This window comes from Paraburkholderia sp. BL9I2N2 (genome assembly GCF_004339745.1).
Classification (GTDB): domain Bacteria; phylum Pseudomonadota; class Gammaproteobacteria; order Burkholderiales; family Burkholderiaceae; genus Paraburkholderia.
Genome location: NZ_SMGP01000003.1, coordinates 535,414 through 555,183 on the forward strand (window position 1 = coordinate 535,414; position 19,770 = coordinate 555,183).

The following is a 19,770-nucleotide window of genomic DNA, read 5'->3' on the forward strand; positions in this document are numbered from 1 at the left end:
CATGTCCGACTCGATCAGGGGCGCTAACAAGCCCCGACCAATTGAAGCCGCGCCCACGGGGCGAACTTTCCGCGGGATAGCACCGCGGTTGTCGCTGGCCCTCGCGGCCGGTTGCATCATACTTGTCATGGTGGTCGCCATCCTCCTTGGCGAACGGCATGCAGGCTGGGCAGTGAAGCGACATGAGCAGTTGATCGGCGATGATCTCGTTGCATCGATTGACCGCATTCTGGAGAGCGTCATTTCCCGACGTCGAGCCGAGCTTGCTGCTCTTCCCGGCCAGCCGTGTGAGAAAGTCGAGCGTCCTCTGGCCGAACTGGAAACCCGTCTTCGCTATGTCCGTGCAGTGGCACTTGTCTCAAACGGACGCCTTTATTGTTCGTCCGCGCTGGGGCGGATCGACCGCCCGCTGTCGGCCTATCTCACGTCGTCTGCTAATAAGGACAGGATAGGACTTCTCGCGCAGACCCCGTTCCAGCCAGGGGTACCGGTACTGACCATCTATAGTCCGACCGGCAACAGTACTGGCGTGTTGTACCTTGTTGAAGGTGACTATCTGGCAGATGCACTGGCGCACGGCGTCAGATTAGGCGCCGAAACCGCAGCACTATCAATGGCCGGGGTTGGGATTCTGAATGATCAGGGCGAGTTCCTGTCCGCTTCTTCATCTCAGGCGGCTCACGCAGCGCGCGTGGCATCCCACGCATGGCCGTTCGCCATTCTGGTTTCCTCGTCTGACGGCTTCGTTTCTGCTACGCGCTGGAAGTACCGGCTAGCCTATGGTGCTGTTGGACTGTTGCTTGCCGCGCTTATCGCAGCCGCGTACCTGCTCGCGTTCGCACCCCGCCGACTTCTGCTGGGCGCAGTTCAACGCGGGCTGCGACGCGGAGAGTTTCATGTCGTATATCAACCGATTGTTGCGATCGCAAGCCGCAGCGTCATTGGAGTAGAGGCGCTATTACGCTGGCATCACCCCAGGTGGGGGCCGATTAGTCCCGCCGTTTTTATGGCTGAAGTGGAATCCAGCGAGATGCTGGCAGCGGTAACGCAGTTCGTGCTGCGCACCTCAGTCGCAGAAATGAGCCTTCGCCCGCCGGCCACTCCGCTGCGCATAGCTGTCAACGTCGCGCCCAGGGACCTTGAACGGAAGGGGTTCGTTGCCGAGGTCGAGGCTTTGAATGAGAAGCTGCCAGCCGGTAGCAGCCTCGTTCTCGAATTGACCGAACGCTTTTTGCTGAGCGAAAGCGCGCGCACCGCAGCCGTTTTCCGGGCGCTCAAGGCGAAGGGCATCAAGTTCGCGATCGACGATTTCGGCACGCAGCACAGTAACCTGGACGTACTCAATCGGTTTCCGTTTGACTACGTGAAAATCGACCGGCAATTCGTGAACCAGGTCGATACGGGCGGAGCCGACCTGATCAAAGGTATCGTTTCAGTCGCCAGGCACTTTGGGTTGCAGGTCATCGCCGAAGGCGTCGAGACAGAGGCGCAACATCAGGCGTTACTCTCAGGTGGCGTGCCCTTCGCCCAAGGGTTCCTCTATCAGCGACCCGTACGGGCTGGCGAGTTGGTTTCAATAGCGACTGTGGTAAATCCGTGAACTGCTGCTGCGATTTAGCTTGGAAGTCAGCAACGGAAGCACCGTTGCATACGTTCGCAGCATCGGCGACTAGGGTTTTACGCTGCGCCGTCGAAGAACACGTACGAATCGGATTGGCGCCGGGTTGGACCCGGCGATCAGACGGGCCGTTTATTCGGAAAACCTGAGCGAAAGAAATAGAGGCTCGTCGTTTCCCGATCCGTTTGCGGCTGCCTGTTAGGCGCTGATATTGATGACTGAGCCGATCGCTGTCGTACCGGAACCGGTAGCGTTTTGTGACTTCAGGTGTGCCGCAAAATTTGGCTGGCTTGATTTAGTCGTTGAGCTTTGGCCTGTCAGCCTGTACGACGAAGAATTTGTCATGCCGCGATGCCACCGACGCTTACCTTACTTCGAACGCGTAATCGCCATGGGTGCGATGCCCGCCTGATGCGACTGCCACCCAGTGCACGGTATAGCTCCCGTGCCTGCAAGGGAGGTAGCGCAACGGTCATCACGTCCGGCTGATGCGCGTCGACCAGGGACTTCTCGGCGTTGACCTGCCTTGCGACAGCATTGGTGATCGTGAGTGACGAAAATGCTGGCTCCAACGGCCCGTCGAAGGTGATTTTCACCTGAGACGGAGCAGCAACGCGCGCGCCCGCTGCTGGTTCGTGCTTCTGCGGAGATACGTGTGCGAACGCGATGTGGCAAAAGCAAGTCCGGCGAAGAGCCCGGCCAGTCTCGCGATGGCCCGTTTCAGAGTGCGTCGATTCTGGTTCATGGTGGACTCCTTCGTCACTGGACCAGCGGTTTGCCGAGCGTCGTGGGCGCGCCGTCATCGAAGAAACTATGGGCCTGCACGGGAATGCCCACGTGCGAGCCGCTCGCGCGGTTCACCGGGATCTGCGCTTCGACGCCGAATTGCCCGTAGCGGTTGATCCAGATGAAGCCAGGGTTGACCGTACCAGTTGTCTGCCCCTGGCTTCTCGACAACGGAACCTCGACTATGGGATGCGGTCAGGCCTCGTACCCGGCCGGCTCGAACTTGAATATTGCCACTGCGGCACGGAGGGCATGCGCCTGACTCTCCAGCGATGCGGCCGCAGCTGCGGCCTGCTCGACCAGCCCGGCGTTCTGCTGCGTAACTTGGTCCATCTGTGTGACCGCCCGTGCCACCTGGTCGATGCCCCCGCTCTGTTCCTCGGAGGCGGCGGAGATTTCGCCCATGATGTCCGTCACCCGCCGGACTGCGACAATGATCTCGTTCATGGTCTGACCAGCTTCCTGCGCGAGCAATGAGCCGCTTTTAACACGCTCTACCGAAGTCAAAATCAGTTCCTTGATTTCCTTCGCCGCGCTCGACGACCGTTGCGCCAGGCTGCGCACCTCTGACGCCACCACGGCAAAGCCGCGTCCCTGTTCGCCCGCTCGAGCCGCTTCTACTGCGGCGTTCAGCGCCAGGATGTTGGTCTGAAAGGCAATGCCTTCGATAATGCCGATGATGTCCGCTATCTTGGTCGAGCTGTTGTTGATCTCGCCCATCGTGCCGACGACGCGTCCCACCACGTCATTCCCACGATTGGCGATTTCCGACGCGTTGGCCGCAAGCCCGCTGGCCTGTCGGGCGTTGTCCGCGTTTTGCCGCACGGTGCCTGTCAGCTCCTCCATGCTCGCTGCGGTTTCTTCAAGCGAGGCCGCCTGCTCTTCGGTTCTGCTGGACAGGTCGGCGTTGCCCGTTGCAATCTGCCGGGTTGCCGCACCGATCGATTCGGTTCCGGTTCGCACTGCAATCACCGTTTCGATCAAGCTTTCGCGCATGCGCGAGAGTCCCGCGAGCAAAAGGCCCATTTCGTCGCGCGACTTCACGACTACCTTCGCTCTCAGGTCACCGTCAGCGATTCGCTTGAAATGAGCGAGAGCGTCGGTGATCGGCTCACCGATCGCACGGCGCAGGGATAGCCAGCTCATGGCCGCCATGAGTAGACCTAATAGCATCATTACGATGGATGTAATCCTGAATGTCGCAAACATCCGCTGTGCATGCTGGTAGCCGCTCTCGGCCAGCTCGCCCTGGTACTTCTTCAAGGCGTCGTCGCTTGTAGTCATCAAGGCATAGGCTGGTGTTAGGCGATTGGCGGCATTGACGATCGCGACGTGGTCGTCACTCTTAATCGCGGCAATGAAATCATCGACCGCTCGTTGCATCTCAAGACGCCTTTTCCCCGTATCCTGCGCTAGACGGTCTTCGGTGGCGTCGCGCGGCAGCGCAAGGTATTTATTCCACCACTCGTTCGAAGCGGCACGAAAACCCTGCGCGCGGACAATCGTCTGTGCTGAACTGGGGTCATCGGACGACAGCGCTGCACGATCGAGCGCCATACGTTCGCGCGCCACGAAGATTTCCATGTTGCCCACCGCGATCGCGCCGGGCAACTGGTCCGCGTACGTCTGATGATCCGCCTCGTTACTCGTATTCATGCCGACCTGACCGAGCGCTCCAATGATGATCATGAGAAGGGCCATGAACGCCATGGCCAAGCCGAGCCTGGCCTTGATCGTGAGCATCGACTGGGGCGTATGAGTTGTATCTTTATACATGCCTGCGTCTCCAAACAGTTTAAATGGCCCGAGTCCCCGGGCCTTCATTCACCACCTCTGTATTACGGCCGCCTGAGCCGGAACTGAAGGGCTATCGGAGCTGTCGATGTGAGCCGCTACGTCGGTTCGGCCGGACAATCCATGGTTCGGCGCGTCTCGGTACCGGTCCTGTTGGGGAAGATGCAGTTGGCTAGCAGGTTGGCAGGTTTTGTCGCGCTAAGGCCCTAGGTTAGACTTTGCATTCGATCATCAGTGACAAACAAGATGCCCAAGACGAATGATGCGCCGCGCAAGACGCTGCCTGCTGGCATTGCCAAGGTGCTCAAGCGGCTTCATTATCCGCTGGATGTCATCGTTCCGTGCGTGCGCTGGTATGTCGCGTACTCGCTGAGCCTGCGCAACCTCGAAGAAATGCCATTGAGGCGCTGCGGATTACCCTCGAATCGCAAGGGCACCACACGATGACAGCTCTCGATGGATGGGAAGCATTTGAACTCGTGTCGGGCAAAGCGCCCGACGTCGTCATCACCGACTGGAAGATGCCGCGCGTCGACGGCTTGGGGCTATGCCGTCTGCTGCGCCACAACCAGCTGTCGTCTGGCCTGCCGGTGATCCTGCTTTCAGCCGACGAGCCGCCGAACGACCGCCGTTCGCAGCTATATGATGCGTACCTTCGCAAACCCATAGCCATTGAGCACTTGCTGGCGCTTGTCTCGGCCGTGTTGTCGAGGCCGCACTGAACGGAGCGGGCACCGTCTGACGCACACACTGCTGACCGGTAGTGCCGTCGGAAGGTCTCCTCAGGTGTGCGATGGCCTGGGGTGACAGCGCTATTGCGAAAGTCCGTCCGAGGAATGCGGGGCCAGCCGAGGGGCGCCTGGAATGGTCTACAGTGTGGCGTGTTTCATCCATGCACTGTTGAGCTATGTGAAGGCGGCACGGTGTGCTCTCTTGCTGGCATGTGGCAATTGACGTGAGCAAAAAGGTCCCACGCGACGTCGATTCGCCTGCAGCAGGCACGACTCCTAACCCGGACCCGGGAGCCGGTGAGCGTCGAAAATGAGCATTCAACTATGTGCAACGACCACAACCAGGTCATCGATCTACCGGGATCGCAGAGCCTATGAAGGCGCACTGCTACGGCAGTCCTCCATGGCAAACAAACCCGAATCCTTGCTGACGGCCACTGTGCTTCCCGCTCGAGCACGTGCGAGCCTGACTTTCCACGCTCACGCGTACGACGGGAGAGTGTGAAACGACGAAAGCAGGACTGTGCCCGACCCCAAGCGTACATCGGTAGTTTCGAAAACACACCTTGCGAAGGAGCGGCTGGGAGCTTGGCCCTGCGAGAGTAACGGGCGGGCATAGTCGTTGCGCGTAGAGATTCTCAACCTGATATTTCGGAGTACATCATGAGCACATTGGATCCGCAGGGTGGCGCGTCCGGCAGCGGCGCACAGATTGTCGGTGGCGGCGTGGGTGACGGGCCCGGCCCGGATGTGATGGCCGCGTCGACGCTCAAGGGCACGAAGGTGATTTCGTCGGACGGCGAAGACGTCGGCAAGATTTCCGACATCATGCTTGACGTACGCGGCGGCAGAGTCGCATATGCCGTGCTGTCTGAAGGAGGCTTTCTCGGGATGGGTACGAACCTGCACGCTATACCCTGGAGCGCTCTGGCGCTCGATACTGATGAGAAATGCTTTCGGGTGAGCGTCGTTGCCCAGCGAATCAAGGAAGATCCGGGCTTTGACAAGGACCACTGGCCGTCAATGGCGGATGGCGCGTGGGGTACTACGGTCCATCAGTATTACAACCGGGATCCCTATTGGTCGGCTGCGCGCGATGTCGACGAGCCACGGCAGAGCGATATCTAGAAACTGGGCCCGGAGCGCTGCCAGAGCGGCACGTTAATGCTGCACTGGTGTTAAAGCAATGACGGAGGCAATCATGAAAGCAGCAAGGAAAGCGGTAGTTTGTTCGGCAATTCTGTTCGCGTCCGCCGGTGCCGCGTTCGCACAGGGGGCAGGAGGGGCTGGAGGCGGCGGAGCCGGTGGAGGGGGAGGCGGCACTGCCGGACAAGGCGGCACTGGCATGAGTACTCCTGATACCGGCGGGACGACCGGCACGACCTCCACGTCGAAAGGTTCGAACACGAAGAAATCGCCCACCCGCATGCCGCAGAGTGACCCGCACGCCAAAGGCGCGTCGGATACGGCTGCATCAGGCGCGCAATGAACTGTACGCAGCGCTGGGTGCGGAAACCTTCGGAGCAATCTGCCGGGCCGGATCCGGGAGACTTGACGGCGACTGGGTCGTGATCTTCCGGGGTCGCCCGGCGCGCCGTTCTGGCAGCAGCCAGCGCGACGCGTCGGCGGCCAGCGAGAAATCGGGCGAGCGCCTGCGCCTCGACTCATCCGCGATAAACAGTTGCGCGCGGACTTCAAAACACACCCCGTGTTCGAAGGACGTGCAGCAGCAGTCCTGTCGTGACCGCCACGGCGGATCGCGGGCGAATTTGCAGCGCGACGGGTTCTGAACGGGCCAACAAAACGCCGGGGTCGTGGTAGGAGTCGCAGCGGTTCGAATGTCTGACCTATCTGGACTGTCCCGGCCGCGCGGTCCCCTGCATGTACAACTCACACAGATCTGAGAATGACTTTCCGGACGGTGCCACCCAGCCACGCGGTGATCCCCGAACGGCTGGCTATAACGATCGTCCGGCGAGGTCCGAGGACGATGGTGCCGACGCACAACGCCAGTAGCAGCGTGACGCGCGGTGCGTCGGCCAGCGAAGCGATCAGGCCGACCGCAGGAGGCCGCGTCTGTCCGTGTACGGCCGGGACCGATGATGGAGTGCTATTCGTCGCCAGCAACGCTGTGCGTGATTCCGCCATGCGCAGCAGGATGGCGGTCTCGGCTTCACTTTTGGTCGCTACGCGGTTCATTTTAGCGCCTCCTTCAGCGTGTCGAGGTCGCTCCGGAGCTCCCCCTGCAGAAGATGAAGCGAACGTCCGGGTTTCTGGGCGCGGACGAAGAGCAGAGAGACAACGGAAACAACCAGCCACATCACGGCAACGCCCCAGACCACCGGAAGGAAGTAAGGCGTCCGCCACGCCGTCGCGATGATCGCAATGCACACAAACGAAAGTGTGAACAGGCCGGCGACGGCCAGGGCAACAAGTGCGCTCAACTCGCGGACCAGACATTTCCTGGTCTCCTCAAGTTCGACGCCGAGGAGCTCACCATAATCCGTGGCTCGCTCGACGCAGAATCTGCCGACGTTTCGCCACTTCGTGATTTTCGAACGCATGGACATTGCGGGACTCCTCGGGACTGGCTTGTTGCGGAAACGCCGGGGCGGCCCGCCAGGTGTTTGCCCTCTACACCTTTCAGGCCGCGTCGAGGGCAAGACGCGAGTAGCCTTACTCCCGGTCTATCGAGTCGCTTCGGCCGTTATCGGGCCTTGAGCGATTCGCTGCGCGCAACGCTCCAAGAATGAAGCCTACGCCAGCGGCAATTGCCAGCGCCGCGAACGGCCGCTCCACCGTAGACTCGCGTACGACATCCACAAAATCGGCATACAGTTGCTGAGCTTTGCCGCTCAACTCTTTCGCTGTTCCGCTAACCTGTGCGCCGGCACTGCCCAGCAGGTCTCCGGCGGTCTGCCGAACGTCGCCAGCAACCTCCCGTAGCGTTCCTTCTGCTTTCGTCGTCTCCATTTGTCTGCTCTCAAGTGAGTGCGATCAGGCCGCACGGGTAATGCGCCGGCATCAAAGTCGAGAACACGCCTCTATGTATAGCGCTGGTTCGGCAGCGCGACGGCGTGCCAGATGCTGCGCAAAAAGTCGGGCCCAACCTGATAATTCGCTGACGCACCCATTGGGACGGCCAGCGCTCTCCGAAGTCACCTGCCATTGCAATTTCGTCGCAAGTAACGAAAATGCTGGTCCCGTCGTTCAACGGACCTAACATGAAAGCACCCCACTGCAAAGCGCGTAGCAGGGCCTGCCTCGTGCAGGCCGCATCAGGGTGCAACTTCTAGATGGAGGCGACCTTCCGGTGAAGACGTGCTCAAGTGAGTGTCTTTGTGACGCCCCAGGGGCCGCGTGCCGCACTTCAGATTTCGTCGAGCCCTCGACGGGCGTAAGACACGGGGTGGCGTTCGCTCTGATCATGATGCCTGCCCTTTAGCCCTGTCGCGGCGATCATCAAATCAGAGCGGTGAGGATTCGGCGGACCCCGTCCGCCTTCCCGGAAGAAGCCTTCGACGTGTCAGCAGCGGTTTGTCGAGTTAACGCGCGCGCACCGACGGATGCGTGCACCTGGCGATGGAGACGAAAATGGAAGTCCTCTTTAAAAGCTTCGCAGCTGCAGCGCTGATGTCGATCTTTGCGGCGACTGGAACTGCGCAGAATACAGGTGCGGCCCGCGAGGCGGGAGCGAGCGGTGGAGGGGCGGCCCGCTCGGGGGCGGCGATGCGAGGCGCTAGCGTCGGGGAGGCGCCTCAGGGTGACGATCGACCGCGCGTGCCTGGCGCAATTCGCGCGCCCCATTCTGGGTCGGCGGCCTCCGGACGACGCGAGACGGCGCCCGATAACCGCGGGGCGAGCGCGCCGACTGATCAGGGGGTGACGCGGGGCGGACCTGAGAATCCGAGCGGCCTGAAGAAGCCCGATTGACTCGCCAGTGTGTTCAGGAACACGTCTGGGCTCCGATCGTGAGGCGATTGACGAACAGTTCAGGAGCCGATCAGACACGGGTCAGTCGGCGGCCGCGAACTATGCGCGCGTGCTTGCCGTTGGAGGGCACCCCGTCTGCTGGACGATAGGCCGTTATCCATCTGAGGGCGGCTTGAGGTCGAACGCTTCCCGACAGGAAGCAACGGACCACAGCCCTTTCAGGAAAATGGACAGGAGGCGAAGGGAAACGCAGCTGAAGCCTTTGACCTGCGAACACAGCTAAGGCAATGCCGCGGCTGCCCCGTTCGCCCTGATCCGCCAGAGTATCGATTTCTCGATCGTTCGCAGTTCATCATTTCCTCAACGGAGATTGCGGGCATTGCGCTCCAGGACGGATTCCATTAAGGGCGGACATTGGAAGGTCGAATTAAGTATGAAACACAAATCCAAGGTGGTCCGCGCGCCCGCGCTGCTCAAGCACTCGCAGTTCGAAGCTGAAATCATGGGCCGCGGTTACGCCTGGCTTGACACAGGCACACGCGTCGCTGACCAAGGCAGCTACTTTCAACGAAAGGCTGCAAAAGCGTCAGGGTTTGGTGGTGGCGTGCCCGGAGGAGATGCGTTCGGCCGACATTTCATCGGCAAGGAGGTGCTTCAACCGGCGAAACCGCTTGCCAGGAACGCGTATGGCCAGCATCTGCTCAACGTGCTGAATGATGGCATGGCTAACCCGTTGGCCGCTCGCGTTTGAACGAAATGAAGTTGCTTGCGGTTTCCATGGATACCTGACACATAACTTGCAGAACGTGCGCCGCCGCACATTTCATGTGAAGCTGGACAGGTACGCTTCAACGCATGGATCGCGACGGGGGCTATGGCTTGCCAGTCGTGTTCAAGTGTTCATCCGCGCGGTCTGTACACCGGGTTAGGGAACGTTTTCCGATACTCGCGATATAGACCGCATCAAGTACCCCGGCAATACGTCGTGTTTCAAAAAGGTGATTTTTCGAATCGCCGATACGTATGTGGCCAACCTTAATCGTCATTCCGATAACGGCCGGCCGGAATCATAGTGGAATCGTTCGGTCGCTTGACAGGTCACGCGCTCGCCGTAAGACAAGTTCGGGACGAATTGACACCAGCGAGAAATTCAGTTTGAGGCTCGTGGCGCCTGAGCCGGCACCCGCAGTCTTTACTCTATTTACTGGCAGATCGAGATGTTGAGACGAAGGCTTCCTACGAATTTCGCTGGCCAGATGGTGACCGTATCGCTGGGTATCGTCATGGTGTCGATATACGTGCTTCATCTCGGCGTAGAAGCATATGGGCTGATTGCCATCAACGCCGTGCTTCTCGGATGGGTCCTCGTTCTTCACTTCGGACTTTCACGAACGTTATGCCGCGAGCTAGGCAGCCCGCGCGCCGGTACCGGCTCGAAAGCAGAAGTGGGACTGCTGTTGGAAAAGATGATTCTCGCTACCAGCGCCATCCTGTTCGTCTTGTCGATCTTCATCGCGCCTTATTTCGCCGAACGATGGTTGAATGCGTCCACGCTGCTTCCGAGTGAGATTCGACCGGCATTTGTGCTGATGATGCTGACTGCCACAGCGCGGTGGCTCGGTGCGATATACCGTGGGGGTGTGGTCGGCATCGATCGACAGGTTGCACTCGCCGGAATTGTCATCACCTTTGCCGTGCTACGCGTTGTGCTCATTATGCCGATCATCATGATATGGCCGCGTATCGAGTTCTTTTTCGTTTGGCAACTTTTGGCGATTGTCGTAGAAGCAGCCGCGATGCGGACACTGCTCGGCCGTACCTTCGACATACCGTTTGTGTCGGCACGTTTTTCATGGAGGGTACTGTCATCGCGCGCGAAGCTGTCACTGTCGATTGCATTGGCGACGATGATCTGGACCTGCACCGCACAGATCGACAAGATCGCCCCTGCGAAGATGTTGCCGCTGGCGGATTTTGCGGTGTTCAGCCTGGCGACTCTGTTGGCGAGCGGAATCTTGTTGCTGGCCAATCCAATTCAACAGGCGTTCATCCCACGGCTGACTACCGGCGCGGACGGAAATGTGTGTTCGCCCTTGCCTCGCTAGCGTTCTTCGTGCAGGACGCAAAAGGGGATTTGTTACTGCACTGGAAGGGCAATATGGGCTTTTTTTCATTCTCTTAGCGCCCGCGGTCCTATTTGGCGGCATTCATCTCGGTGCGGTCGGCGCTGCCTATGCGTGGGCGGGAATGAACTTTCTGCTCCTGTTCGGCTGGGTTGCGATCGTACATCGAAAGTTTATCCCCGGTATCAACGCCAGTTGGTATCGCGGCCTCGCTGCGCGTATCGCTGCGCTCACCCCCGTCGGACTGTTGTTGAGTTTCGCGGATCTCACAAGCTGTTCGCGTATTGGTCTGTTCTTTGTTCTATCAGGAGCGTGGCTCGCTATGGCCGCATTGACCATCGCAGTCTCGCCGATTATTCAACGAAGGGCTCGCCACCTGGCCGGGCGGCTGGTCCTCAACTGAGAGAAACAGCATGGATACTAACCTTCAACCTCCAGTCCAGGAGCAAGCCACGCCCGTACTGTCGGTCATCGTGCTCTGCTACCGGCAAGGCGAGTATGTCGGTCCGTGCCTCCAAAGCGTACTCGACCAGAAGCTCGATGTGCCATTCGAGGTGATCGTGGGCGATGATAATTCGCCAGACAACTCCCTCGACGTCATCGAGTCGTTTCGATCGCGCTATCCGGATGTGATCAAGGTCATTTCGCACGACGCCAACGTCGGCTTCGCGGCGAACTTCGCCGATACCGTCGCGATGGCGAAGGGCGAATACATCGCGAACATCGACGGCGACGATGTCATGCTTCCTGGCAAGCTGCAGCGCCAACTCGATTTCTTAAGAGAACATCCTGAATGCGGTCTCGTGGTCCATAGGATGCGCACGGTGGACCAGGATACGTTGGAGCCTGTGCCGTATCCACTACCCCGAAATAAGCCCGCAACGTTCGACGCTGAATTTCTCGTCATGAACGGACCGTACTTTTTTCATAGCTCGGAGATGTATCGGGCCCATCTGCGTCATCGCAGCCCCGTTGACGTAGGTCTGAAATCAGTCTGTGATGTGGCCCACCTGCTCCAGGTGGTGTTCGGCTGGCAAGGCTGCTACCTGGACGAAGAGTGGGGCCTTTACCGTGTCAACCGGACCGGCATGACCTCGACACGAATCAACAATCCCGAGCGTCATAGGGAATACATGGCCGACATGATCCAGACCTGCCAGATCGCGGCCGATCTCGGCATGGCGAGCGACGCAGTCAACCGTGGGCGCGCAAAGTTCTATCTGACGTCGGCCATCTTCTATCTGGAGCATGAGCACGGCGATGCCTTCGAGGACTGCATCGAGTCGAGCTGGCGTGCGGCGCGAATTGGTTCGAAACAGCTCGCTTTGTACGCCTTGCGCCGCTGGCCTCGGACGTTGCGCACTGTCTATACACGGCTCAAGCAGATCGCCGGACGACAGCGGATCAACGTATGACCATTGCGCCGCTGCGGCTCACGATCGGAAGCCGAGTCTCGAGCAGAACGTCAAATCGTATGAACCGAAAAATTGCTGAGCAAACGCGTCCCGGACAGTGAGAAACGACTTCGATGGGATGTGTCGTCTGCCATTGCTTGCCGGGTCACGAACCGCTCGTCGCTGGACATGCAAAAGCGGAGACCACCGACCGCCGTATCCTGCGCCGGCGGATTCTCAGTCGCACGTACGGTCGTTGGCGGCGAACGTCCTTCGTCCTATTCAGGGGAGGTGCCTCCGGATCACGCCTTGGCGCGCGAGAGTTGCGTCACGTTCGATTCCAGCCGCTCTGTTGCCATTTGTGCAGCTGCCTGGTCGGCACGACGCTCGGGATCGGCACCGCCCTGTTCGGCCTCGATGTGAGCATTCCAGCGACGCACTTAATCGTACCGTTGGGTGAGCCCGGAGCCCGAGCCGGATCATGCCACAATCAGTATGTCGTCAGAGATTCCACAAATCAGATTCTGCCGCCCGGCAAGGCCAACCGCGCGGCTTCGGGCGAGTGGGCACGCGCTAAGGCTTCTCGAAGCGGCATCACGTCTTTCTGGCAAAGCTGCCGCGTGCGGCGCGGTCCGCCGCTCAAACTGGTTCCGCGGAAAGCGAACCCTAACTCTTCGCCCGAAGACATCGTAACCTCTGCTTAACAGCAACTGATATGCCGAGTTTTGAGTCCATTGTCCCCGCGAATGTGGCCAGCGAGCGCTACAAGGCGCGCGAGCGGAGGGATCGCCCGATTGAATGTCGGTCAGGCTCTTGTGAGCAAGATAATCTACGGCACCCAATGTGAGCGCCAAGGCCCTGCACTCGGCGGCGTGTCCAGTGCCAATCACCACGCCGACCCGGGCGCCGGCGATTGCATATTGGGCGACCATGCGTTGACGGGCTGTTGCGGACCTCGTCTAAATGCGTCGCCCTGCGACGGCGACTTCGTTGAAGTAATGCTCGATGCGGGCAAGAGCGTAAAGTGCGGCCCCTGAGCGGATGTCGTTTCTGCGGCCCGCGAACCGCCGTGTCTCGGTGAAAGTAAGTATCTCGCCCTGCCGGGTGCGGAACGCCCATGCAAAGCACTGGGTGCCCGGCGGGGGTCCTCCTGACGGACCGGCGTCCGCCAGGCCGGTATTAGAGACAACAACGTCCGCGCAGCAGCCTTCCTGTCGAAGAGCGCCTTCAGCCATTTCACGCGCGACTTCTTCACTGGTGAGCCCGAACTGTTCCATTGTCGATTGCTTCACACCTAGAAAGCCCACCTTTCCAGAAGGGGAGTAGCTCACAAAGCCGACATCGAGGCACGCGCCGCTTCCCGGTACGCTGGCAAGATACGATGCAATCTGACCCGCGGTACAGGACTCGGCAGTGGCGAGTTTCAGCCCACGCGATGACAGGAATGACACGACCTGCATTGGAACATTCATGGGTATCCCCGGGTTTAGCGAAAGAGATCTCGCGCTGCTTACGGAGTAGCAAGGCGCGGTCCGGGCTCCGGCGAAACCATGGTGCTACACCTTCCAGTCGGGGCCCGTGCTTGTTTCTGGCGGGCAGGTCGACCCCGGCGGGGCGATCCGGACGTCGGATTAAACCGGATCAGCCATTGTTAATCGCTGTTAGTCGACGCGCCGCGCTGTCGTTAGGCCTTTCTCCCGCTCACCAACAGCCAAAACTTGACACGCGATGATGGGAAATAGTTCGGATCGATGGCGGGAAGGCCAACTTTCCACGCTGACGCGCGGCAATCCGGTGGCCGGTAGATGAGCATAGTTCGCGGCGATGGCGGGCCGCGCCGAGTGCAGTTCGGTTGCGTGCCGACAGATGGTTCCCAAAAAAAGCTCCCGATGACCCCTCCAGAGTTGGCAAAAAAGTGGAAGCCGGGCCTGCCCGGGGCAGCCTCGCTGCAAGGGTCGAGCCTCGAAGAACTGATGCATGCGGTGCGGCCGCTATGGCGACAGCTCAGCCGCCATTGATTGATTTAAGTCTAGCTTCATGTGGGGTCACCCGTTTGTCTGGCAAGCTGCGCATCGCCGCCTGAGGCGCTGATCTCATTGCGGCGGCGTGAGGGCGTCATCAAGGTTTCAGCACGACCTTGATGCAGCCGTCTTCCTTGTCGCGGAATGTCTTGTACATGCCCGGTCCGTCTTCCAGCGATACGGTATGCGTGATGACAAAGGAGGGGTCAATCTGGCCTTCCTGAATCCGCTTGAGCAAATCGTCGGTCCATCGATTGACATGGGTTTGACCCATTTTCCAGGTGAGGCCCTTATTCATCGACGCGCCGAACGGGATCTTGTCGATCAGACCGCCATAGACACCCGGCACAGAAAGCGTTCCCGCAGGGCGGCAAACGTAGATCATTTCGCGCAGCACATGAGGACGGTCGGTCTCAAGCATCACCGCCTGCTTGACGCGGTCGTACACGGCATCGAACGACCGGGTTGCATGCGACTCCATGCCCACGGCATCGATGCACTTTTCCGGGCCCTTGCCGTTAGTCAGATCCTTGAGGCGCTCGAGCACACTCTCCTCGTCGAAATTGACGGTGATTGCGCCGCCGGCTCGCGCCATGGCGAGTCGTTCCGGCACGCGGTCGATCACGACAACCAGCCTCGCGCCCAGCAGGATGGCGCTACGAATTGCCATCTGACCGACCGGACCTGCACCCCAGATCGCGACCGTGTCTTCGGGCTGGATGTCGCAGTTCACAGCGGCTTGCCACCCGGTCGGAAAGATGTCGCCGAGAAAGAGAACCTGCTCGTCGGTCAGGCCGTCCGGAATCTTTACGTGCGTGGTGTCCGCCATCGGAACGCGCACGTATTCCGCCTGGCCGCCCGGATAGCCGCCGGTCAGATGCGAGTATCCAAATAGGCCGGCGGTCGTATGGCCAAATACCTTGTCGGCCTTCTCCTTGTTGCGATTGCTGCGCTCGCAAACGGAAAAATTGCCTCGCTTGCACTGTTCGCATTCGCCGCAAAAGATGGTGAAGGGTACGACGACACGATCGCCAACCTTGAGCTTCGTGTTGTCCTTGCCGACTTCGACAACCTCGCCCATGAATTCGTGTCCCATGATGTCGCCGCTTTCCATGGTCGGCATGAAACCGTCGAACAGGTGCAGGTCCGACCCGCAGATCGCGCAGGTCGACACCTTGACAATAGCGTCGCGTCCTTCCTCGATTACAGGATCGGCAACCGTGTCGCAGCGAATGTCGTGCTTGCCGTGCCAGCGAAGTGCTCTCATGTGACTCTCCAGAGGGGTAGTGGCCGACTTGCGTACGAAGCGTGCGGCCGGATATCGGGTTCCGTCTGCTCCATCAGCAACGTCCGTTCCGCGAGCGGGCGGAAGCAGCGGCCTCGGCCATTCGCAGTCCCATCAGCAATTAAAACAGGCGCCGGCCGCGCCAGGAAGAACGGGGATACGCGGCCGTTTCGCGAATGACCTCGTGAGTAGTCAGAAGACGGGTTTGACGAGCTGGCCCCCGGATCGGCGGGATTTGTGAGGCTCCATGGTGCGTCCGCTACCCCTCGCGTCCGGCTCGCTGATCTTTGACCGCGTGCCTGGAGACCGGAGGTCGGCGGTCGCCCGACGTCTGCATTGGTTCGCGGAGCGGTCTCATCGCGTCCGGCCGCGCCCGATGCTCAGATTTGCGGACCGAGTTGGCGACGCCCACGTGCATCCTGTTCGAAAAAACGCACCTGTTAGGGACAGGCGGTGCCGCGACAGCCGGCAAATTCGCACACCGAGGTCTTTCGCTCTCTAAGCTCAGGCGACGATGCGCTCTGCCCGCAGGTATGCTTTGTGCGGATCTCTTCCATCGGTATTCGCTGGGAGACAGTGATGAAAGAAAAGGACGCAACACGATCCTATCCTTACGCATCCGGAGGGTGGGGATCGCTGAAGGCGGTGACGACGATTCTGGCGCGGGAGCACGTCGGCGCGAAAGGCAGCGCGGTGCTCGCAAGGCAGAATAAGCCCGACGGATTCATGTGCGTAAGCTGTTCGTGGGCCAAGCCAGCGGACCCGCATGTTTTCGAATTTTGCGAAAGCGGAGCCAAGGCAACGGCGTGGGACCTGACGTCGAAGCGGACGACTCCGGAGTTCTTCCGCCTGCATACCGTGAAGGAACTATTGTCCTGGCATGACCACGACCTGGAAGAAGCGGGGCGGCTCACTGCTCCGTTGCGCTACGATCACATCACCGACAAATACGTCGAAGTCGACTGGCAGCAGGCGTTCGATGAAATCGGCCGCGAATTGAATGGCCTGGCCCCCAACAGTGTGGTGTTCTATGCTTCTGGCCGCGCGTCGCTCGAAACGTCGTACATGTATCAGCTGTTCGCGCGCATGTACGGCACGAACAATCTCCCCGACAGTTCGAATATGTGCCACGAAAGCACCAGCGTCGGGCTGAAGGAAGCTATCGGGGTGGGCGTAGGAACCATTACGCTCGATGACTTCGAAAAGACGGATCTGATGTTCTTTTTCGGCCAGAACGTCGGCACCAATAGTCCGCGCATGCTTCACCAGTTGCAGGACGCGCGCAAACGCGGCGTGCCGATTATCACGTTCAATCCCCTTCGCGAGCCGGGACTCATACGATTCGCCAATCCGCAGTCACCCACGCAGATGCTCACGCCGGCGAACACGCAGATCAGCACGCAATATCACCAGGTGAAGACGGGCGGCGACACTGCGGCGATTCTCGGCATCTGCAAGGCCGTGATTGCAGCCGACGATCTGGCCGCCGAGCAAGGCCGGCCGCGCACGATTGACATTGCTTTCATCCGCGATCACACAGCCGGCTACGATGCATTTGCGAACTGCGCGCGCGAGGCGTCGTGGACGGACATCGAAAAAGTCAGTGGGTTGACGCGCGGGGCGATAGAAGCCGCGGCCGACGAGTACATGAAGGCGGATGCAGTCATGATCCATTACGGTATGGGACTGACCCAGCACAGGCTCGGCGTGCAGAATGTCCGTATGGTGTGCAACCTGCTCTTTCTGCGAGGCAATATCGGCAAGCCGGGTGCCGGGCCTTCGCCTGTGCGTGGGCACTCCAACGTGCAGGGGCAGCGTACCGTTGGCATTACAGAGAAACCCGAACTGGCACCTCTCGATAAGCTGGCCAGTCAGTTCTCCTTTGAGCCGCCGCGCACAAAAGGCCTTAATACCGTCGAGGCGTTCGAAGCGATGATCAAAGGAGAGGTCAAGGCCGTTTTCAATCTGGGAGGCAATCTCGTACGTTCCGCGCCTGACCGGAATCGTATCGAGCCGGCATGGCGGAGTCTGCGATTGAACGTGAACGTGGCGACAAAGCTCAATCGCAGCCATCTCATACACGGTGAGATCTCTTACATCCTGCCGTGCCTGAGCCGCATCGAGATCGACCGGCAGGCAAGCGGTGATCAGGCGGTTTCAATGGAAGACAGCACGGCGTGCGTGCACGGCTCTCACGGCGTGGCGGAGCCGCCCAGCGAGAATATCCGCTCCGAACCCTTCATCCTCGCGGGCATTGCGAAGGCGACGCTGGAAGACCGCTTCGCGGTCGATTGGAACGCCTGGCGAGACGACTACTCTGTCGTGCGCGATGAAATTGCAAAAACGTACCCAGAGATATTTCATGATTTCAGTCGGCGCATGTGGACGCCTGGCGGATTTCCAAAGCCTCTTCCCGCACGCGAGCGACAATGGCAAACAAAGAGCGGCAGGGCCGAATTCCTTGTGCCGAAAGAGCTCGGCGAGGATCCCGATATGCCCGAGCGGGGAACAGACGCGCTGCGGCTCATGACATTGCGCTCGGACAGTCAGTTCAATACCACTATTTACAGCCTCGACGATCGCTTTCGCGGCGTGAAAGGAAACCGGATGGTCGTGCTGATGAATAAAGACGATATCGCCGCGAGCAGTCTTTCGGAGGGCGACATGATCGGCTTGGAGACCATCGCGAATGATGGCGTTGACCGGCGCGTCAGCGGCCTGACTGTGATGGCCTACGACATCCCCCGAGGATGCATTGCCGCCTATTACCCGGAATGCAACCCCTTACTGCCGCTGTGGCATTGCGCAGAGGAGAGCAAGGTGCCCGCCGCGAAGTCCATTCCAGTGAAAATCGTCGACAAGCCAGGCAAGCAGCCGGCTGTCTGAGAGAAATTGGCTGGCCGAATAGGCCGGCCAATTCGCCTTATCAAATGCTTTTACTCCCGTAGCGCGTTTTTCTCGATTTCGGCAGGCAATGCGTGACGCCTAGCACCAGCAATGACCCGAGCAGAAGCGTGGCGATCGGGAATGTACCAGCTGTGTTCACGGCAATCTCGCGCGGACGCTCGCCCAGAAGTTGAAGTCGGCGCCGTGTCATGCGCGCGCCCAGGGGCGCAACTGGCTCTTCAACGCGCGCTCGGCTGCGGGCAGTAGAACCGTTTCTTCGTCGGCTATGTGATGCATGACCTCGCGCATCAGTTCGTGAAACAGGGCGTCGTAGGCAGCATCCTCAGGGCCCGTCGCGCGCAGTTTGTTAATGGTGGCGCGCATTTCGTCATGTTCAGGGCGGCTTTTACCGAGCGTTTCGTCTTCATTGAGTACGCCGGCCAGTGCTGGGTAGAAGACCTCTTCCTCCAGCTGCGCGTGAATCTCCAGCGCGGCACAGGCGGAATTGACAATGGCGCGTTTGCGCCACCAGGGGCTGCCAGCGTGATAACGATGGAACGCAGCGAGCACATGCATATGGTCCAGACGGATCATCGAAGTGATGGTGGGCGACATCGATGAATTTGTATCGGGCATGACAGTTCTCCAGAATGACGCGCCGGCGAGCCTGACGGCCGGCAGGCGCGGTTGCGCTAGATGGCGCATTTCCCATACCTGCGCGTCGGACTCGGTCCGTGACCATCGCCTCGTTAACGCATGAGCGCCGGACCGGCCTGCGCGCAGAGGCGATCTGCGAAGTTGGCGAAAATAGTGCATGGTGTGGCTCGCCGTGCAATTGCCGCGCGGCACGTTAAACCTGGCCCGCCCGCATGATTTCGCGACCGCACGGTGCTCTTGCATCGCGGCCGGTGCCTGGGCGTCGTAGCTGTCGCTGCGGCTCGAGTGCAGTAGCGCCACTGCGTTGGAGGAAACGCGCTCCTTTCCGCGCTTTCGCGGGTGCGCCGGCACGGGGAATGCTGATATGGCTGTGCCTCCGGGGAGGCCATGGTTGTTGTTCGTTTGGCTCGCCAGTCGGCGAGCCTTTTTTTTCGCCGCGTCGCCAGCGGCACCAGTGCGTGGCAAGAAACTGCTTGCTGACTCTCCTTCGCATGCGATGGAAAAGTAGGCGAGGCCCCATGATGTTTTCGACAATCCTTATC

At 59.9% G+C, this 19,770-nt stretch carries 15 protein-coding genes and 6 pseudogenes; 10 read left to right on the forward strand and 11 right to left on the reverse strand.

All coding sequences use genetic code 11. The annotated features are described in order from the left end of the window. Positions 1–127 precede the first annotated feature (127 nt). Positions 128–1,600, forward strand: coding sequence for a cyclic diguanylate phosphodiesterase (locus B0G74_RS33145; RefSeq protein ID WP_243658426.1), 1,473 nt, complete (start codon positions 128–130; stop codon positions 1,598–1,600). A gap of 382 nt (positions 1,601–1,982) precedes the next feature. On the opposite strand, the pseudogene B0G74_RS33150 reads toward B0G74_RS33145, so the two are convergent. The 3 genes and pseudogenes from B0G74_RS33150 to B0G74_RS33160 all read right to left on the reverse strand — a co-directional run bounded on the left by B0G74_RS33150 (position 1,983) and on the right by B0G74_RS33160 (position 4,180). After that, a pseudogene (locus B0G74_RS33150) lies at positions 1,983–2,363 on the reverse strand (copper resistance protein CopC). Positions 2,364–2,377: 14 nt separating this feature from the next. Then, a pseudogene (locus tag B0G74_RS33155) lies at positions 2,378–2,593 on the reverse strand (hypothetical protein); the annotation flags it as partial. A gap of 6 nt (positions 2,594–2,599) precedes the next feature. Then, on the reverse strand, positions 2,600–4,180 hold the full coding sequence (locus tag B0G74_RS33160; RefSeq protein WP_279388630.1) for a methyl-accepting chemotaxis protein: 1,581 nt from the start codon (positions 4,178–4,180) through the stop codon (positions 2,600–2,602). A gap of 264 nt (positions 4,181–4,444) precedes the next feature. On the opposite strand from B0G74_RS33160, the pseudogene B0G74_RS33165 reads away from it, so the two are divergent. The 4 genes and pseudogenes from B0G74_RS33165 to B0G74_RS46970 form a co-directional block, all read left to right on the forward strand. Continuing rightward, a pseudogene (locus B0G74_RS33165) lies at positions 4,445–4,594 on the forward strand (IS6 family transposase); the annotation flags it as partial. Positions 4,595–4,641: 47 nt separating this feature from the next. Continuing rightward, entirely contained in the window at positions 4,642–4,920 is a 279-nt protein-coding gene (locus B0G74_RS33170; protein WP_243658427.1) for a response regulator, read from the forward strand. 672 nt (positions 4,921–5,592) lie between these two features. After that, the gene (locus tag B0G74_RS33175; RefSeq protein ID WP_132380315.1) at positions 5,593–6,057 is read left to right on the forward strand and encodes a PRC-barrel domain-containing protein; all 465 of its coding nucleotides are present in this window, start codon (positions 5,593–5,595) and stop codon (positions 6,055–6,057) included. 217 nt (positions 6,058–6,274) lie between these two features. Then, entirely contained in the window at positions 6,275–6,418 is a 144-nt protein-coding gene (locus tag B0G74_RS46970; protein WP_243658428.1) for a hypothetical protein, read from the forward strand. Between the two features lie 401 nt (positions 6,419–6,819). Here B0G74_RS46970 and B0G74_RS33185 read toward each other — a convergent pair whose 3' ends face one another. From B0G74_RS33185 to B0G74_RS33195, 3 genes are all read right to left on the reverse strand, one after another. Next, entirely contained in the window at positions 6,820–7,128 is a 309-nt protein-coding gene (locus tag B0G74_RS33185) for a hypothetical protein (RefSeq protein WP_243658429.1), read from the reverse strand. Beyond that, positions 7,125–7,499: a phage holin family protein gene (locus B0G74_RS33190; RefSeq protein WP_132380319.1), complete on the reverse strand. Its 375-nt coding sequence runs from the start codon at positions 7,497–7,499 to the stop codon at positions 7,125–7,127. The genes B0G74_RS33185 and B0G74_RS33190 overlap by 4 nt, the downstream gene beginning before the upstream one ends. A 106-nt stretch (positions 7,500–7,605) precedes the next feature. After that, entirely contained in the window at positions 7,606–7,902 is a 297-nt protein-coding gene (locus tag B0G74_RS33195; RefSeq protein ID WP_132380321.1) for a CsbD family protein, read from the reverse strand. 1,456 nt (positions 7,903–9,358) lie between these two features. On the opposite strand from B0G74_RS33195, the pseudogene B0G74_RS33200 reads away from it, so the two are divergent. From B0G74_RS33200 to B0G74_RS33210, 4 genes and pseudogenes are all read left to right on the forward strand, one after another. Beyond that, positions 9,359–9,613: pseudogene (locus B0G74_RS33200) on the forward strand (glucose-1-phosphate thymidylyltransferase); the annotation flags it as partial. A gap of 505 nt (positions 9,614–10,118) precedes the next feature. Beyond that, the gene (locus tag B0G74_RS46975; RefSeq protein WP_243658430.1) at positions 10,119–10,967 is read left to right on the forward strand and encodes a hypothetical protein; all 849 of its coding nucleotides are present in this window, start codon (positions 10,119–10,121) and stop codon (positions 10,965–10,967) included. A gap of 142 nt (positions 10,968–11,109) precedes the next feature. Further along, the gene (locus B0G74_RS46980; protein ID WP_243658431.1) at positions 11,110–11,388 is read left to right on the forward strand and encodes a hypothetical protein; all 279 of its coding nucleotides are present in this window, start codon (positions 11,110–11,112) and stop codon (positions 11,386–11,388) included. A gap of 10 nt (positions 11,389–11,398) precedes the next feature. Continuing rightward, a complete protein-coding gene (locus B0G74_RS33210) occupies positions 11,399–12,400 on the forward strand; it encodes a glycosyltransferase family 2 protein (protein WP_132380323.1) in 1,002 nt (333 codons plus the stop codon). A gap of 281 nt (positions 12,401–12,681) precedes the next feature. Here B0G74_RS33210 and B0G74_RS45930 read toward each other — a convergent pair whose 3' ends face one another. The 4 genes and pseudogenes from B0G74_RS45930 to B0G74_RS33225 all read right to left on the reverse strand — a co-directional run bounded on the left by B0G74_RS45930 (position 12,682) and on the right by B0G74_RS33225 (position 15,667). Then, positions 12,682–12,819, reverse strand: coding sequence for a hypothetical protein (locus B0G74_RS45930; RefSeq protein ID WP_165923971.1), 138 nt, complete (start codon positions 12,817–12,819; stop codon positions 12,682–12,684). Between the two features lie 372 nt (positions 12,820–13,191). Then, a pseudogene (locus B0G74_RS47540) lies at positions 13,192–13,323 on the reverse strand (NAD(+) synthase); the annotation flags it as partial. Positions 13,324–13,338: 15 nt separating this feature from the next. Beyond that, positions 13,339–13,851: a nicotinamide-nucleotide amidohydrolase family protein gene (locus B0G74_RS33220; protein ID WP_132380325.1), complete on the reverse strand. Its 513-nt coding sequence runs from the start codon at positions 13,849–13,851 to the stop codon at positions 13,339–13,341. A gap of 646 nt (positions 13,852–14,497) precedes the next feature. Beyond that, positions 14,498–15,667, reverse strand: a complete 1,170-nt coding sequence (locus B0G74_RS33225; RefSeq protein ID WP_132380327.1) for a zinc-dependent alcohol dehydrogenase — start codon at positions 15,665–15,667, stop codon at positions 14,498–14,500. A 597-nt stretch (positions 15,668–16,264) separates the two neighbouring features. Between B0G74_RS33225 and B0G74_RS33230 the strand changes: the two genes are divergently transcribed. Beyond that, positions 16,265–18,571, forward strand: a complete 2,307-nt coding sequence (locus tag B0G74_RS33230) for an FdhF/YdeP family oxidoreductase (protein ID WP_132380329.1) — start codon at positions 16,265–16,267, stop codon at positions 18,569–18,571. Between the two features lie 40 nt (positions 18,572–18,611). On the opposite strand, the pseudogene B0G74_RS33235 reads toward B0G74_RS33230, so the two are convergent. Further along, positions 18,612–19,207: pseudogene (locus B0G74_RS33235) on the reverse strand (hemerythrin domain-containing protein). Positions 19,208–19,770 lie beyond the last annotated feature (563 nt).

Bases quoted from the DNA above. Each gene is read 5' to 3' on its own strand.
- B0G74_RS33145 (WP_243658426.1), top strand. From the start codon at position 128: ATGGTGGTCGCCATCCTCCTTGGCGAACGGCATGCAGGCTGGGCAGTG.
- B0G74_RS33160 (WP_279388630.1), bottom strand. From the start codon at position 4,180: ATGTATAAAGATACAACTCATACGCCCCAGTCGATGCTCACGATCAAG.
- B0G74_RS33170 (WP_243658427.1), top strand. From the start codon at position 4,642: ATGACAGCTCTCGATGGATGGGAAGCATTTGAACTCGTGTCGGGCAAA.
- B0G74_RS33175 (WP_132380315.1), top strand. From the start codon at position 5,593: ATGAGCACATTGGATCCGCAGGGTGGCGCGTCCGGCAGCGGCGCACAG.
- B0G74_RS46970 (WP_243658428.1), top strand. From the start codon at position 6,275: ATGAGTACTCCTGATACCGGCGGGACGACCGGCACGACCTCCACGTCG.
- B0G74_RS33185 (WP_243658429.1), bottom strand. From the start codon at position 7,128: ATGAACCGCGTAGCGACCAAAAGTGAAGCCGAGACCGCCATCCTGCTG.
- B0G74_RS33190 (WP_132380319.1), bottom strand. From the start codon at position 7,499: ATGTCCATGCGTTCGAAAATCACGAAGTGGCGAAACGTCGGCAGATTC.
- B0G74_RS33195 (WP_132380321.1), bottom strand. From the start codon at position 7,902: ATGGAGACGACGAAAGCAGAAGGAACGCTACGGGAGGTTGCTGGCGAC.
- B0G74_RS46975 (WP_243658430.1), top strand. From the start codon at position 10,119: ATGGTGACCGTATCGCTGGGTATCGTCATGGTGTCGATATACGTGCTT.
- B0G74_RS46980 (WP_243658431.1), top strand. From the start codon at position 11,110: ATGAACTTTCTGCTCCTGTTCGGCTGGGTTGCGATCGTACATCGAAAG.
- B0G74_RS33210 (WP_132380323.1), top strand. From the start codon at position 11,399: ATGGATACTAACCTTCAACCTCCAGTCCAGGAGCAAGCCACGCCCGTA.
- B0G74_RS33220 (WP_132380325.1), bottom strand. From the start codon at position 13,851: ATGAATGTTCCAATGCAGGTCGTGTCATTCCTGTCATCGCGTGGGCTG.
- B0G74_RS33225 (WP_132380327.1), bottom strand. From the start codon at position 15,667: ATGAGAGCACTTCGCTGGCACGGCAAGCACGACATTCGCTGCGACACG.
- B0G74_RS33230 (WP_132380329.1), top strand. From the start codon at position 16,265: ATGAAAGAAAAGGACGCAACACGATCCTATCCTTACGCATCCGGAGGG.